This window comes from Pseudogemmobacter sonorensis (genome assembly GCF_042762395.1).
GTDB classification, from domain to species: Bacteria; Pseudomonadota; Alphaproteobacteria; order Rhodobacterales; family Rhodobacteraceae; genus Pseudogemmobacter; species Pseudogemmobacter sonorensis.
The window spans coordinates 174,000-188,620 of sequence record NZ_JBEFZE010000001.1 but is presented as its reverse complement, the minus strand read 5'-3'; the positions used below and the strand labels follow the sequence as shown (position 1 = coordinate 188,620).

Sequence of the window (14,621 nt, the reverse complement as noted above, 5' to 3'; positions counted from 1 at the left end):
GGCGCAACGGGCGGATTCGCACAGGCGGACGTGGCGTCAGAACGCGCGCCCTGCCCCTAATCCTTCATCAGTTCGGCAAGCCGGGCTTCTTCCTCGAGCGTGAGCCGCTTCACCGGCGCCTCGCGGCGGCGCAGCGACAGGAAGACCACCCCGCCCGCGACCAGCAGCATCAGCGGCCCGCCGCCCCACAACAGGAGGTTCCAGCCATCGAGGCGCGGGTTGAACAGGATCACCTCGCCGTAGCGGGCGACCAGGAAATCAATCACCTCGGCGTCGGAATCGCCCGCCACCAGCCGCTCGCGGATGATCTGGCGCAGGTCGCGGCTGATCTGGGCGCTGGAATCGTCGATGCTCTCGCCCGAACAGACCGGGCAGCGCACCTGGCGGCTGATGGCGCGGGCACGGGCCTCAAGCACCGGATCGGCCAGGATCTCATGCGGCTCGACGGCCAGGGCGGGCGACGCGGGCGGCAGGATCGCCAGCGCGAGGCCAAGAAGAAGCGGGGCGAAACGGGGCCAAAAACGGGGGGCAAGGCGCATCATTCCGCCGCCACCCCGCCGGGATCGCCCGCGCGCCCGCGCGTGGCCTGCGCCCGCCGCGCCCCCGCCGCCACCCGATAGCGCCGGTCCGAGAGGCTGAGGAAGCCGCCAAGCGCCATCAGCGCGCAGCCCGCCCACAGCCAGTTGGCGAAAGGCTCGATATAGGCGCGCACCGCCCAGCCTCCGCCCTCCTGCGGATCGCCGATCACCAGATAGATGTCGCGCAGGAAGGCGTAGTGGATCGCGGCCTCGGTCGTGGGCATGGCCTGCACCGGATAGACCCGCTTTTCGGGGTAGAGCGTGGCGACCGGCGCGCCGTCGCGGGTCACCGCCATCTCGGCCATGACGGAATGGTAGTTCGGGCCCTGGACCTGCTCGACCCCGCGCATCTCGACGCTGTAGGGGCCGAGGGCGAAGCTTTCGCCCCGGTCGACGACCAGCACGGTCTCGACCTTCCAGGCGTTAAGCGCCGAGACGGCGAAGATCACCAGCCCCAGCCCGACATGCGCCACCGCCTTGCCCCAGTCGGCGCGCGGCGCCCGCGCGAGCCGCCCCAGCCGCGCGGGGACCGCGCCGCGCCCGCCGCGCCCCCACAGATCGGTGAGCGCGCCGAAGACCACCCAGGCCCCCAGAAGCGCGCCGATCGGCCCAACCGCCGAGCGTCCGGTCTGGACCGCGAAGGCCAGACCCGCGCAGGCCAGCGCCAGAAGCATCGCGGGCAAAAGCTGGCGCAGCGCCCGCCCGACATCGCCCCGCTTCCACGCCAGCATCGCGCCCGGCGGCAGGATCAGCGCCAGCAGGATGAAGAAGGGCGTGAAGGCGCGGTTGAAGAAGGGCTCGCCCACCGAAACGGTGCGGCCGATGAAAAGCTCGGACAGCAGGGGCCAGATCGTGCCCAGGAAAACCACGAAACAGGCCACCGCCAGCAAGACGTTGTTCGCCACCAGCGCGGATTCGCGGCTGACGGTGCCGAAGACGCCCCTGGCCTCCATCGCGCCCGCGCGCAGCGCGAAAAGCACAAGGCCGCCGCCGGTGAAGAAGGCCAGGATCGCCAGGATGAAGATCCCGCGCTCGGGGTCGTTGGCGAAACTATGGACCGAGGTGATCACCCCCGAGCGCACGAGGAAGGTCCCCAGAAGCGAAAAGCCGAAGGCCAGGATCGCCAGCAGCACGGTCCAGCTTTTCAGGCTTTCGCGCTTTTCCACCACGATGGCCGAATGCAAGAGCGCCGCCGCCAGCAGCCAAGGCATGAAACTGGCGTTCTCGACCGGGTCCCAGAACCAGAACCCGCCCCAGCCCAGCTCGTAATAGGCCCACCAACTCCCAAGCGCGATGCCGATGGTCAGGAAGACCCAGGCCGCCAGCGTCCAGGGCCGGACCCAGCGGGCCCAGGCGGCGTCGATCCGCCCCTCGATCAGCGCGGCGATCGCGAAGGAGAAGGACATCGAAAGCCCGACATAGCCAAGGTAGAGGAAGGGCGGATGGAAGGCGAGGCCGGGGTCCTGCAGAAGCGGGTTCAGGTCGGTCCCGTCCAGGGGCGGCACCGCCAGCCGCAGGAACGGGTTCGAGGTGAACAGCATGAAGGCCAGGAAGGCCACGCCCACCAGCCCCTGGATCGCGATCACCCGCGCCTTCAGCCGCTCGGGCAGATTGCCGCCGAAGACCGTGGCCGAGGCGCCGAACAGCGCCAGGATCAGCGCCCACAGAAGCAGCGAGCCCTCGTGATTGCCCCAGACGCCCGACACCTTGTAGAGCATGGGCTTGAGGCTGTGCGAATTCGACACCACCAGAAGCACCGAGAAATCCGAGCGCACGAAGGCCCAGGTCAGCGCCCCGAAGGCCAGCGCGATCAGCGCGAATTGCGCCACCGCCGCAGGTCCCGCCAGCGCCATCAGCGCGTAATTGCCGCGCTGCGCCCCCCAAAGCGGCAGAACGGCCTGCACGATGGCCACCATCAGCGCCAGAATCAGCGCGAAATGCCCTAGCTCGACGATCATCTGGCTCTCCTCATTTCGGGGGCCAGCATAGACCGGGTGGCGGCGCGATCCAATGGGGCGAAGGCCGGGCGCCGGGCTTCGGGAGCCCCGGGGCGCCGCGCCTATTGGACGCAGGCGGCGGTTGCGGTGGAAGACAGAGGCGGTCAAGCCGCTCCCCGAGACGCGCCCCCGGGAACCGCGCAGGGTGACTCAGGCGGCGGTTGCCGTTGGAGGGAAGAAGCCCGTCGGCCGTCAAGCCGCGATCCGGGCGAGAGGGCGGCCGTGGAATATCAAGGGATGACGCAGGGGGCCGGGAATGAAAAAGCTCCGCATCGGCGATGCGGAGCCATGCCCGGGGCCCGGCCTGATCCCTGCCCGACGAAACTCTCGCCCCCGGGCCCACCCGGGGCGAGGGCCAGCCTCAGCGGCGGGCCTCGGCCACCTGGCGCACCCGGACCGGACGGCGGGCGAGAACCTGCATGATCCCGACCTGCGCGGCCAGCAGGGCGAAGGCGGCGAGGATCATTTCCATGGACGGCACTCCTTTGTTCCTGCATCTCAAGTTAGGTTCGATCGGCGCGGGGTCAAGCCCGAACCGGCGCCGGGGGCGCTTCCCCGGGCGATTCCCCGCGCAGCCCCCCGGCCCACCGGGGCCGCATGGCCAGGGCTTGCCCGATTTCTCATCGCGCGCCCCCTCGCCAGGACGCGGCCGGGGCGGTATCACCATGGGGCCGCCCGCCCCAGGGCGCGGTCCGGCAACAGATCCACCCGGAACGGAGACCGCCATGGCCCGCACCATCCTGATCGGCGCCCCCATCGACAGCGGCCAGCGCCGCGCCGGCTGCCTGATGGGCCCCTCCGCCTATCGCGTGGCCGGGATCGCGCGCGAGATCGCGGCCAGCGGCGGGCATGAGGTCGCGGATTGGGGCGATGTCGCCCTGCCCGTGCCGCTGCGCGCGGCAAGCTGTCCCAATCCCGCCGTCCATGCGCTGGCCGAGACCCTGGGCTGGACCGAGGCGCTTTCGGCCCGCGTCCTCGCCGCGCTGGAGGCGGGCGGGATGCCGGTGATCATGGGGGGCGACCATTCGCTCGCGCTCGGCTCGGTCGCGGGGGCTGCGGCCTTCGCGGCCCGGGCCGGGCGGCCCCTGTTCCTGCTGTGGCTTGATGCGCATTCGGATTTCCACACGCCGCTGACCACCACCTCGGGGAACCTGCATGGCACGCCGCTGGCCTATATCGCCGGGCGCGAGGGCTTCGACGCCTTCCCGCCCTTTCCGGCGCCGCTGCCGCCCGAGCGGATCTGCATGTTCGGCATCCGCTCGGTCGATCCCGAGGAACATGCAGCGATGGCGCTGCACGAGATCCGGGTCAACGACATGCGGGTGATCGACGAGCGTGGCATCGTCGCGCCGCTGCGCGAATTCCTCGACGCGGTGCGCGCGGCGCAGGGCATGCTGCATGTCAGCCTGGACGTCGATTTCCTCGACCCCTCGATCGCGCCCGCGGTGGGAACCACTGTGCCCGGCGGCGCCACCTTCCGCGAGGCGCATCTGGTGATGGAGCTTCTGCACGAAAGCGGGCTGGTCACGTCGCTCGACCTGGTGGAGCTGAACCCCTTCCTCGACGATCGCGGCATGACGGCGCGGCTGATGGTGGACCTGGTCGGCAGCCTGATGGGCAAGAAGGTGTTCGACCGCCCGACGCGTGCGAAATAGCCTGCCGTGCGGGGGAGCGGGAAGTGCTCATGCAATGGTTGAAGTGTCGCCGGTATTTCACTGAATTAAAATGAATATATAGGGCCCCTGAAGCGATGATGCTATTCGCCAGCATGGCAGTTCATGGCCATAGCCAGCAATGCCAATCCTGATAAATTGCTTTATATAATTCACTCAACGCATTGAATTGTAATGGTTCACCCCTCACCCACCTCCTCGGCATAGCCATATTTCATCAACCACAACAGCGCCCGCGCCGCCCCCGCGGACCGAAGCCCCGCCGCCTGCGCCAGATCGGCGAGCGTCGCGCCCTCGGGCCGGGCGGCAAGCGCGTCGCGCAGGGCCTGCAACCGCTCGGGCCCGGCCACCAGGCGGCGCTCGGCGAGGTAGTTGCGCAGGGCCATGGCCTCTTCGACGCCCGGCAGGCCCGCCGCTTCGCCCGGCCGGAACCGCGCGCCCGGCGCGGGCCCGAAGCGCGAGGGATAGGCACCGAAGAAGACCCCCGGCGCGGGCGCGGGCGGCACCCGGGCGGGATGGATCGGCGCGGGCAGTCGGCCCGAGGCCCGGGCATGGGCCAGCCGCGCCGATTGCTCGGCCCAAAGCGCCTGCATCTGCGGGATCACCGCCGCCCAGTCGTAATGGCTGCGCGCCCGCGCCTGCCCCGCCCGCCCCATCCGCGCCCGCAACGCCGGATCCTGCGCCAGCCGCAAGAGCGCCCCGGTCAGTTCGCGCAGGTCCAGGACGGTCAGCGCCGAAAGCTGGCTGAGATACTGGGTGTAGCTGTCCGAGCCGCCGGACATTCGCCGCCCGATCCTCGTCGTCAGCCCGCCATGGGCGAAGGTGGTGGGCACGCGAAAGCCGCAATCCTCGGTCACGGTGTCCTTCATCCCGTCCCAGTCCGAGACGATCACCGGCAGCCCCGCCGCCATGGCCTCGATCGGTGCGAGGCCGAAGGTCTCCTGCACGTTGTCGACGGGAAAGAGGAAGATGTCCGAGGCCGAAAGCGCCGCCAGCCGCTCGGCCCGGTCGGCGCCGTCGGTCAGGTGAAAGCCGCAACCCGGCATGAGCGCGGCCGCGCCCTTGACGAAGACCTCGCGCCCATGGGGATCGGCGAACTGGCCGCACAGGATAAGGTGAAAGCGCGCGCCCCCCTTCAACTCGGCCTGCGCCCGCGCGAGGGCGACGAACAGCGGCAGCGGGTCGAACTTTCCGCTCGGGCTCAGCCGGGCGACGATGCCGCAGGCGATGTCGCCCTCCGCGATCCCCAGCCGCGCGCGAAGCGCCCGGCCCGCCGCCGCGTCGCGCCGGAAGGCGGCGGTGTCGATCCCCAGCGGGATCACCGGCAGCAGCGGACGCGGCGGCAGAAGCGCCGCATCGCCGCCCCCGAAACGCGCCGCCAGATGGGCGTCGGTCAGATCCATCTGCGCCAGCACCGAGGCCTTCACCGCGCGCGAGGTGCAGATCACCGCATCCCACCCCATCTGCGGCGCCGCGCGCAGGTCGAACAGCCCCTGCATCACCGCCCGGGTCGCGGTGGTATGGGTCAGGCCGCAGATCGCATAGCCCCCGCCGCCCTCGGCGCCGCGCCGCCAGGCCTCGGCGGCGAAATTCGGGCTGGGATAGCTGACCACGTCCAGGGGCGCGATCCCGGCGGGCCGGTCCAGCCGCACGCCGCGCAGGGGGGCCGCCACGCCCTCGCGCGCGGCGAAGGCGCGGAAATGCGCCTCGTCCGTTTCGCGATGGCAGAGGCAGACGAATTCCTCGACCGCGCCATGGGCGAAGAAGCCGCGCAGGAAGCTTTCGCCCGCGACCCGGCGCCCGTTGATGCCGCGCGCCTTGGGGTCGTAACCATCGGGCGCATACCAGATCGCGGCATTGCCGGGCCTGCGGATGGCGACGGCCTTTCGGACCGGGATCCCGGCTGCGGGAGTTTTGTCGGCAGTAGTTTTGTCGGCGGAGGCCTTGTCGACCAGGGACTCGTTGACCAGGGGCTCGTCGGCCAGGGACCTGTCGGCAGCCCCCCGGCCGGGGCGGCGCGGGCCTGTCGCCGGGGCCTGGCTTTTCAGCGGGGCCCGGCTTTTCGGAGAGATCTGGCTTTTCGGAGGGATCTGGCCCTTTGTCATCCGGGGGCGTTCTTCCTTGGCTGGTCCTTCCCGCCAGGACGGCGTTCGGCGCGGGTGGTCGGGCAAGGCGCGAGGCCGGGGGCAATGGTTAGGGACCCACCACCGCCCTGTAAAGCGGCCCGGCCCGGCGGGACTGGCGATATTCTGCCGAAAATCCGCGCGGGCCGCGGGCGCCTCTGGCCCCGCCCCCCCGGCCCGGTCTATCAGCCGCGCCGAGCGAAACCACAACCGAGCCCCGGATGCCCCTGCCCACGCCGAAGTCCCCGACCGAACAAGACCCGACCGAACAGGGCCAGACCGGACCAAGCCAGACCAGAGCGGATCTTTCCGCGCGCGGCCCGACCGCCACCCTGCCCCACCTCTCGCGGATCCGGGCGGCGACGGGCGGGATCCTTGCGGCGGTCCTGCTTTCGGCCTGCGTCGGCGCGGGCCAGACCTCGGCGGGCGGCAGGGCGAGCGAATCCTTCCTCGCCACCTCGGGCGCGCCGATGCAGTGGGACCACCGCCCCGAAGCCGCCGAATGGACCGAAGAGGCCTTCGAGGCCGTGGCCGGGCGCGACCGGGAACTGGCCGGTCTGGTGCCCGAGGATATCGAGCACTGGTGCCCCGGCTACGAGACCGCCTCGCTGGACGAGCGCCGCGCCTTCTGGGTCGGGCTGATGAGCGCGGTCGCCAAGCATGAAAGCCGCTGGACGCCCGAGATCGAGGGCGGCGGCGGGCGCTATATCGGGCTGATGCAGATCTCGCCCACCACGGCACGGGGCCATGGCTGCGAGGCGACGTCGAAATCCGCGCTGAAGGACGGCGCCGGGAACCTGAGCTGCGCCGTCGACATCTTCGCGGGCAAGGTCGCGCGCGACGGCATGGTCGCGGGCGGCGGCAACCGGGGCGTCGGGCGCGACTGGGGCCCGTTCCGCAAGGCCGACAAGCGTGCCGAGATGGCGGCCTGGACCTCGGCCCAGCCCTATTGCGCCAAGGGCTGAGGGCTGTCGAAGGCTTGCGGCCCGGGACTGGGCCGTGAGGTTGGATCTGGGGCCGGGGCCTTGCGCCGGAGGCTTGAGGCCTGCGCCAAGGCCCGGGGTTCGCCCTTGATCGCGGCGCCGCTACTGCGCGAGATCGACCGGATGGTGTTGCTTGCCGGGACTTGACGCCAAGGACTGAGACCTGCGCCGGGTGCCTGCCGGGGATTTTGCACAAGCCCGGCATTTGCAAGACAGAGGCGGGCCGGGAGGCCCGCCGCGCTCAGCCCTCCAGCATCCGGCCCGCCATTTCCCTCAGGTCGCGGCTCAGCCCCGGCGCGGCAAGGATCCGCCCCAATTCGGCCCGCACCAGCGCCTGACGCGCCGCGTCATAGCGCGGCCATGTCTCGAAGGCGGTCGACATCCGCGCCGCCGTCTGCGGGTTCAGCGGGTCGATCTTCAAGAGCCAGTCGGCCAGCAGCCGATAACCCGCGCCGCTTTCATGATGAAAGCCCGCGTGATGGGCCGACAGCGCCCCGATCACGGCGCGGAAGCGGTTCGGCGTCTTCCAGTGGAACTCCGGGTGGCGGGTCAGCGCCTCGGTCACCCCGGCGGTGCGATCGGGCGCCGAGAAGGCGATCTGAAGCGCGAACCATTTGTCCATCACATTGCGGTCGGCCCGCCAGCGCGCCTCGAAGGCCGCGAGTTCCCCGGCCCCCGCGCCGATGTCGAGCAGCGCCGACAGCGCGGCGATGCGGTCGGTCATATTGCCCGCCGCCGCGAAAGCCGCCCCCGCCGCCGCGCCCCCGTCCAGCCGCGTCAGCAGCCCGAGCGCGGCATTGCCGAGCGCCCGCCGCCCGGCCTGTTCCGCATCCGGGGCATAGGCCGCGCCCGAAGCGCCCTGCGCGACCAGATCGGGCAGATCCCCGGCAAGCCCGCGCGCCAGATCCAGCCGCATCCCCCGCAGCGCCGCCCAGATCCGCGCCGGATCCGGCACCAGGCCCCGGGCATGGAGAAGCCCCGCCACCTCGTCCTGCGCGGGCAGCCGCAGCGCGAGCGCCCGGAATGCCGGATCGAGCGCGCCGTCGCGCACCAGCCCGGCCAGCGCCCGCACCCAGTCGGCGCTTGACACCTCCGCGCCCGCATCCCCTGCCACATCCCCGGCACCGACGATCCGCACCGCCAGTTCCAGCGCCAGCGCGCGCCCCGCCTCCCAGCGGTTGAACGGATCGCCGTCATGGGCCAGAAGGAAGGCGCGGGTGGCGTCGTCGATCTCGCGCTCCAGCACCACGGGCGCCGAAAAGCCGCGCAGGATCGAGGCCACCGGCTGCGCCACCAGCCCCTCGAAGCTGAAACTCTGCCGCGCCCGGGTCATCTCAAGCACCTGCGTCGGCAGAACCTCGTCCCCGTTCGGGCCGATCAGGCCGACGGCGATGGGGATCTGTTTCGCGCCCTTTTCCGGCTGGCCGGGCGTGGTCGGGTTTTCCTGCGTGAAATTAAGCGTGTAGCGACCGTCCTTCCAGTCCTCTGTCACCTTCAGGCGCGGGGTTCCGGCCTGGGAATACCACAGTTTGAACTGCGCCAGATCGCGGCCGGTGGCATCTTCGAACACCTCCAGCCAATCCTCGATCGTCGCCGCCCTACCGTCGTGGCGGGTGAAATACAACTCCAGCGCCGCATCATAGCCCCGATCCCCCACCAGCCGCCGGAGCATGCCGATCAGCTCGGCGCCCTTTTCATAGACGGTGGCGGTATAGAAATTGTTGATCTCGACGAAGCTCTCGGGCCGCACCGGATGGGCGAGCGGGCCCTGATCCTCGCGGAACTGGCGCGCGCGCAAAAGTGCCACATCCTCGATCCGTTTCACCGCCGGGCTGCGCATGTCGCCCGAGAACTGCTGGTCGCGGAAGACCGTCAGCCCCTCTTTGAGGCAAAGCTGGAACCAGTCGCGGCAGGTGATGCGGTTGCCGGTCCAGTTGTGGAAATATTCATGCGCCACGATGGCTTCGATCCGGGCGTAATCCTCGTCCGTCGCGGTCTCGGGGCTGGCGAGCACGAATTTGGAGTTGAAGATGTTCAGCCCCTTGTTCTCCATCGCGCCCATGTTGAAATCGTCCACCGCGACGATGTTGAAGACATCCAGGTCGTATTCGCGGCCGTAGACCTCTTCGTCCCACCGCATGGCGCGGATCAGGCTGTCCATGGCATAGGCGCAGCGGTCTTCGTCGCCCGGGCGCACCCAGACCGCGAGATCCACCGCGTGGCCCGAGCGGGTGGTGAACGCCGCCCGATGCGCGACCAGATCCCCGGCCACCAGCGCGAAAAGATAGGCGGGCTTCGGCCAGGGATCGTCCCATTCGGCCCAGCCCTTGCCGCTGCCCACGGGATTGCCGTTCGACAGCAGCACCGGAAAGGCCTCGGCCCCCGGCGCTTCGATGGGCGCCTCGATCCGCACCCGGAACGGCGCCATCACATCGGGGCGGTCGGGATAAAAGGTGATCTTGCGAAAGCCCTCGGCCTCGCATTGGGTGCAGAACATGCCGTTCGACATGTAAAGCCCCTCCAGCGCGGTATTGGCCTCGGGCGCAATCTCGACCTCGGTCTCCAGCGTGAAGGGGGCGGCGGGCAGATCCGCGGCGGGCAGGGTCAGTCCGGTGGCATCCGGCGTCACCGCCAGGTCGCGCCCGTCAAGGCGCAGCGCGATCAGCCGCAGCCCCTCGCCGTCGAGGCGCAGATCCTCGCCGCCGGGCCGCGCGGGATCGGGCGCCAGCCGCAGCCGCGCCAGCACCCGCGTCGCCCCCGGCGACAGCCGGAAGGTCAGCGCCACGCTTTCGACGCGGTGGCTGAAGGGCCGGTAATCGGCCAGATGGACGCGCCGGTCCACCTCGGGGGCCTCGGCTGGCGGAACATCGGCGATCGAGGCTTCTACCGGCGGGGCATCGGAACTGGCGTCGGACATCTCGGGCCTTTCTGCCCTGGCCTGTGGCGGCCGGGCCGGGTTACGGTGGGGCCGTGCGCGCGCCGGGGCCCGCTTGAACGCGGCCCGTCGCGGATCCGGCCTTTCGGCGGATGTGCCCCCGGGGAAACGCGCGCGCGCCCGGGATGCGATGGACGCAGCCTAGAACCTGCGGCGCCGGACACAAGGGGGCGAACGCCGCGCCCGACCCGCAATCCCCGGAAAAACCCCGCCTTTCCCGGCCCGCCCGCAATATGGCGCGCCCCGCCTTCAGGAAATCCGCAAAAGCGTTTCTGCCCCGCCCGGCCGCGATTTCCGCCCGGCTCGGGTTGCCTCGCGCGCATCGGCGCTCTTATGGTGCGCCCCGCAGATGCGAGAATCCCGAAAAGCTTCACCGGAGGATACCCGATGACCGCAGCAGCCGCCCATCCCGGCCGGATCGAGAAAGCCGGACTGGCCGTCGCGCCCGAACTCGTGGCCTTCATCGAGGAAAGCGCGCTTCCCGGCACCGGCATCACCCCCGGCGTGTTCTGGGGCGGGCTGGCGGGGGCCGTGGCCGATCTGGGGCCGAAGAACCGCGCGCTGCTGGCGCGCCGGGCCGAGATCCAGGCCCGGATCGACGATTGGCACCGCAGCCGCCGGGGCCAGCCCTTCGACCCCGCCGGATACGAGGATTTCCTTCGCGAGATCGGCTATCTCCTGCCCGAGGGCGAGGATTTCCAGATCGAGACCGCGAATGTCGACCCCGAGATCGCGCTGATCCCCGGCCCGCAACTGGTGGTCCCGGTGACCAATGCCCGCTATGCGCTGAATGCCGCAAATGCGCGGTGGGGCTCGCTCTACGATGCGCTCTACGGCACCGATGCGCTTGGCGAACCACCCCAGGGCAAGGCCTATGATCCGGCGCGCGGCCAGAAGGTGATCGACTGGGCGCGCAAGTTCCTCGATTCCGCCGTGCCGCTGGTGGGGGCAAGCTGGAAGGAGGCGCGCGGCTTCTCGATCAAGCAAGGCGGGCTCTCGGTCCGGCTGGGCGCGGGTTCGGCGCGGCTCGCCCAGCCCGAAAAGCTGGTGGGCTTCACCGGCGAGCCGGGGGCGCTGACCGCCTTCGTCCTGCGCAAGAACGGGCTGCATATCGTGGTCCAGATCGACGCCGAATCGCGGATCGGCGCCGCCGACCCGGCCCGGATCGCCGATATCCGGCTTGAGGCGGCGATTTCCGCGATCATGGATTGCGAGGATTCGGTCGCCGCCGTCGATGCGCCCGACAAGGTTCTGGCCTATTCCAACTGGCTCGGCCTGATGAAGGGCGACCTGGCCGAGGTGGTGGAGAAGGACGGACGAAGCTTCACCCGCGCGCTTTCGCCCGATCCGGTCTTCACCGCCTTTTCCGACGGCAAGGAGGCGGGCAGCCTGACCCTCAAGGGCCGCGCCCTGATGCTGGTGCGCAACGTCGGCCATCTGATGAGCAATCCCGCCATCCTCGATTCCGAAGGGCGCGAGATCGGCGAGGGCATCCTCGACGCCTTCGTCACCACGCTCTGCGCCATGCACGACCTGCGCAAGCAGGACGGGCTGCGCAATTCCGCCGCCGGATCGATCTATGTCGTGAAGCCCAAGATGCACGGCCCCGAAGAGGTGGCCTTCGCGGTCGAGATCTTCGACCGGGTGGAATCGGTCCTGGGCCTGCCCGCCAATACCGTGAAACTGGGCATCATGGACGAGGAACGCCGCACCTCGGCCAATCTCAAGGAATGCATCCGGGCGGCGAAAGCGCGGGTGGCCTTCATCAACACCGGCTTCCTCGACCGCACCGGGGACGAGATCCACAGCTCGATGGAAGCCGGGCCGATGCTGCGCAAGGGCGACATGAAGGGCGCGGCCTGGATCAAGGCCTATGAGGATCGCAACGTCGACATCGGCCTCGCCTGCGGGCTGCGCGGGCGGGCCCAGATCGGCAAGGGCATGTGGGCCGCCCCCGACCTGATGCACGACATGCTGGAGCAGAAGGTCGCCCATCCCAAGGCCGGCGCGAATTGCGCCTGGGTGCCCTCGCCCACGGCGGCGGTGCTCCATGCCACCCATTACCACCGCGTCGACGTCTTCGCCCGCCAGGACGAGATCGCCAGGGGCGGCCCCCGCGCCACCCTGGCCGATCTGCTGACCCTGCCGCTGGCCGAGGGCCGCAACTGGTCCGAAGCGGAAATCCGCGCCGAGGTCGAGAACAACGCCCAGGGCATCCTCGGCTATGTCGTCCGCTGGGTGGATCAGGGCGTGGGCTGCTCGAAAGTCCCCGACATCCACGACATCGGCCTGATGGAGGACCGCGCCACCTGCCGCATCTCGTCGCAGGCGCTGGCCAACTGGCTCCACCACGGCGTCATCACCGAGGACCAGCTCGAACGCGCCCTGCGCAAGATGGCCGGGGTGGTCGACCAGCAGAACGCGCAGGACCCCGCCTATCGGCCGATGGCGCCCGGCTTCGACGGCCCGGCCTTCCTCGCCGCGCGCGATCTGGTGCTGAAAGGTCGCGAACAACCCTCAGGCTATACCGAACCCCTCCTCCACGCCTGGCGCCTGCAACGCAAGGCCGAAGACTGACCCCCCCGCACACCGCGCGCCCCCCAAAAAACCGCCCATCCCCATTCTTCTTTGCAAAAATATCCCGGGGGTGAGGCGCCAAAGGCGCCGAGGGGGCAGCGCCCCCTCCCTTCCGCCGCCCTCACAGCCGCCTCACCCGATATCCAGCGCCAGGGCATGAACCCGCGCCGTCAGATCGCCAAGCGCCCGGTTCACCGCCCGGTGACGCTCGATCCGCGACATTCCGGCGAAAACCGCGGCACGGATTCGGATCGCGAAATGGCTCTCGCCGCTGCCGTCGTCGCCGCCATGTCCGGCATGGCGATGGCTCTCGTTGACCACCTCCAGCGCCTCGGGGGCGAAAGCCGCGCGCAGTCGCGCCTCGATCTCCTCGGCGACGCTCATCGCGGCCCCGCCCGCATTTCCATCCGCCTCATCACGGGCATTTTGACCATCTCCCCTTCAAATTCCCGTCGAAATCCCTAGACTTGGGCGCCCGAGTCGGGAAGCCCCTCCAAGGCCCCCTGCACGGCAGTCCAGCAAAGGGGCCCGCCAAATGGTCAGCAAATCGCCTTTCGATTTCGACATCCGCGTCAGCGCAGACAAGAAGCGCAAGGCTTCGGGCCGTCGCGGCCCGGCCGCCCCGGAACTGAGCGGCAAGGGCTGCGACTATCCCGGCTGCTCGAACCCGGGCCAGTTCCGGGCGCCGAAATCGCCCGATCTGCTGGATGAATTCTTCTGGTTCTGCAAGGATCACATCCGCGAATACAACCTGAAATGGAATTTCTTCAACGGCACCACCGATGAGGAATTCCAGAAATTCGTCGACAAGGACCGGGTCTGGGGCCGCGAGACCAAGCCCTTCTCGCGCAAGGACGACGGCAATGCCTGGGCGCGGATGGGGGTCTCCGACCCGATGCAGATCCTGGGCGAGAAGGCCACGATGAATCGCGGCGCCGCGCCCGCCTCGGGCGCCACGCGCAAGCTGCCCCCGACCGAAAGGAAGGCGATCGAGATCCTCGACGCCCGCGACACCATGACCAAGGCCGAGATCCGCAAGCAATACAAAAGCCTGGTCAAGGATCTTCACCCCGACATGAACGGCGGCGACCGCCGCGACGAAGAGCGCCTGCAAGAGGTGGTCTGGGCCTGGGACCAGATCAAGGACAGCCGCTATTTCCGGGATTGAGGCGGTCATGGAAGATAAGGCGGTCATGGAAGGCTGGAACGCCCTTCTCGCCCTGCGCCCCGATGTGGTGCTGTGCTGGCTTGCCACGGCGGATGGTGAATTCGGCGCCAGCACCTCTCCCAAGGAGATCTGGGCCCTGCCCGCGCCCGGTCGGCTGGTGATCGCCGACATCGCCTCGGGCCATTCGGTCGCGAACATCCGACGCGATCCGCGGGTCTGCGTCAGCCTGATCGACATCCTGCGCCAGCGCGGCTTCAAGCTTTACGGCCGGGCCGAGGTGATCGCCCCCGACGCGCAGCACTTCGCCCCGACGCGCAGCACTTCGCCCCGGCCGCGGCGCCGCTGCTGGCGATGACCGGCGGCGCCTATCCCCTGCGCCATGTCATCGCGGTGGAAATCTCTCGCATGGCGCCGATCGTCGCGCCCAGCTATGCGCTGTTTCCCGCCCGCTCGGTCGCCGGGCGGATGGCCGAGGCCCGCGCCGCCTATGGGCTGGCCCCCTCCCCCGACCGCGAACCGCCGCGCGACCCGGACCAGCAATAGCCCGATCATGCGGGCCCAATCGTGCCGGTTCGCCCCGCCTCCCC

11 protein-coding genes are annotated in these 14,621 nt (G+C 69.8%); 6 read left to right on the top strand and 5 right to left on the bottom strand.

The window, feature by feature from the left end; genetic code table 11:
- Positions 1-56: 56 nt before the first annotated feature.
- Complete coding sequence (locus ABNX41_RS00825; protein ID WP_438667815.1) at positions 57-542, bottom strand: cytochrome c-type biogenesis protein; 486 nt, start codon at positions 540-542, stop codon at positions 57-59.
- Entirely contained in the window at positions 539-2,536 is a 1,998-nt protein-coding gene (locus ABNX41_RS00820) for a heme lyase CcmF/NrfE family subunit (protein WP_438667814.1), read from the bottom strand. The genes ABNX41_RS00825 and ABNX41_RS00820 overlap by 4 nt, the downstream gene beginning before the upstream one ends.
- Positions 2,537-3,300: 764 nt before the next feature.
- Between ABNX41_RS00820 and rocF the strand changes: the two genes are divergently transcribed.
- On the top strand, positions 3,301-4,230 hold the full coding sequence (gene rocF / locus ABNX41_RS00815) for an arginase (RefSeq protein ID WP_438667813.1): 930 nt from the start codon (positions 3,301-3,303) through the stop codon (positions 4,228-4,230).
- 197 nt (positions 4,231-4,427) lie between these two features.
- On the opposite strand, the gene ABNX41_RS00810 is transcribed toward rocF, so the two are convergent.
- Positions 4,428-6,353: a glycosyltransferase gene (locus tag ABNX41_RS00810; protein ID WP_438667812.1), complete on the bottom strand. Its 1,926-nt coding sequence runs from the start codon at positions 6,351-6,353 to the stop codon at positions 4,428-4,430.
- Positions 6,354-6,592: 239 nt separating this feature from the next.
- Between ABNX41_RS00810 and ABNX41_RS00805 the strand changes: the two genes are divergently transcribed.
- Positions 6,593-7,336: a transglycosylase SLT domain-containing protein gene (locus tag ABNX41_RS00805; RefSeq protein WP_438667811.1), complete on the top strand. Its 744-nt coding sequence runs from the start codon at positions 6,593-6,595 to the stop codon at positions 7,334-7,336.
- 259 nt (positions 7,337-7,595) lie between these two features.
- Here ABNX41_RS00805 and pepN read toward each other — a convergent pair whose 3' ends face one another.
- Positions 7,596-10,271 (bottom strand): aminopeptidase N, encoded by a 2,676-nt coding sequence (pepN, locus tag ABNX41_RS00800; RefSeq protein WP_438667810.1) that lies wholly within the window; start codon positions 10,269-10,271, stop codon positions 7,596-7,598.
- Positions 10,272-10,676: 405 nt separating this feature from the next.
- Here pepN and ABNX41_RS00795 point away from each other — a divergent pair, with 405 nt between their 5' ends.
- A complete protein-coding gene (locus ABNX41_RS00795; protein WP_438667809.1) occupies positions 10,677-12,866 on the top strand; it encodes a malate synthase G in 2,190 nt (729 codons plus the stop codon).
- 132 nt (positions 12,867-12,998) lie between these two features.
- On the opposite strand, the gene ABNX41_RS00790 is transcribed toward ABNX41_RS00795, so the two are convergent.
- Complete coding sequence (locus ABNX41_RS00790; protein WP_438667808.1) at positions 12,999-13,250, bottom strand: BolA family protein; 252 nt, start codon at positions 13,248-13,250, stop codon at positions 12,999-13,001.
- Between the two features lie 151 nt (positions 13,251-13,401).
- Between ABNX41_RS00790 and ABNX41_RS00785 the strand changes: the two genes are divergently transcribed.
- The 3 genes from ABNX41_RS00785 to ABNX41_RS00775 are packed head-to-tail and all read left to right on the top strand — an operon-like array spanning position 13,402 to position 14,577.
- Complete coding sequence (locus ABNX41_RS00785; protein ID WP_438667807.1) at positions 13,402-14,034, top strand: J domain-containing protein; 633 nt, start codon at positions 13,402-13,404, stop codon at positions 14,032-14,034.
- Positions 14,035-14,041: 7 nt separating this feature from the next.
- Positions 14,042-14,389, top strand: coding sequence for a pyridoxamine 5'-phosphate oxidase family protein (locus tag ABNX41_RS00780; protein WP_438667806.1), 348 nt, complete (start codon positions 14,042-14,044; stop codon positions 14,387-14,389).
- Positions 14,386-14,577 (top strand): hypothetical protein, encoded by a 192-nt coding sequence (locus ABNX41_RS00775; protein WP_438667805.1) that lies wholly within the window; start codon positions 14,386-14,388, stop codon positions 14,575-14,577. Before ABNX41_RS00780 ends, ABNX41_RS00775 begins: the two co-directional genes overlap by 4 nt.
- Positions 14,578-14,621 lie beyond the last annotated feature (44 nt).

Bases quoted from the DNA above. Each gene is read 5' to 3' on its own strand.
- ABNX41_RS00825 (WP_438667815.1), bottom strand. From the start codon at position 542: ATGATGCGCCTTGCCCCCCGTTTTTGGCCCCGTTTCGCCCCGCTTCTT.
- ABNX41_RS00820 (WP_438667814.1), bottom strand. From the start codon at position 2,536: ATGATCGTCGAGCTAGGGCATTTCGCGCTGATTCTGGCGCTGATGGTG.
- rocF (WP_438667813.1), top strand. From the start codon at position 3,301: ATGGCCCGCACCATCCTGATCGGCGCCCCCATCGACAGCGGCCAGCGC.
- ABNX41_RS00810 (WP_438667812.1), bottom strand. From the start codon at position 6,353: ATGACAAAGGGCCAGATCCCTCCGAAAAGCCAGATCTCTCCGAAAAGC.
- ABNX41_RS00805 (WP_438667811.1), top strand. From the start codon at position 6,593: ATGCCCCTGCCCACGCCGAAGTCCCCGACCGAACAAGACCCGACCGAA.
- pepN (WP_438667810.1), bottom strand. From the start codon at position 10,271: ATGTCCGACGCCAGTTCCGATGCCCCGCCGGTAGAAGCCTCGATCGCC.
- ABNX41_RS00795 (WP_438667809.1), top strand. From the start codon at position 10,677: ATGACCGCAGCAGCCGCCCATCCCGGCCGGATCGAGAAAGCCGGACTG.
- ABNX41_RS00790 (WP_438667808.1), bottom strand. From the start codon at position 13,250: ATGAGCGTCGCCGAGGAGATCGAGGCGCGACTGCGCGCGGCTTTCGCC.
- ABNX41_RS00785 (WP_438667807.1), top strand. From the start codon at position 13,402: ATGGTCAGCAAATCGCCTTTCGATTTCGACATCCGCGTCAGCGCAGAC.
- ABNX41_RS00780 (WP_438667806.1), top strand. From the start codon at position 14,042: ATGGAAGATAAGGCGGTCATGGAAGGCTGGAACGCCCTTCTCGCCCTG.
- ABNX41_RS00775 (WP_438667805.1), top strand. From the start codon at position 14,386: ATGACCGGCGGCGCCTATCCCCTGCGCCATGTCATCGCGGTGGAAATC.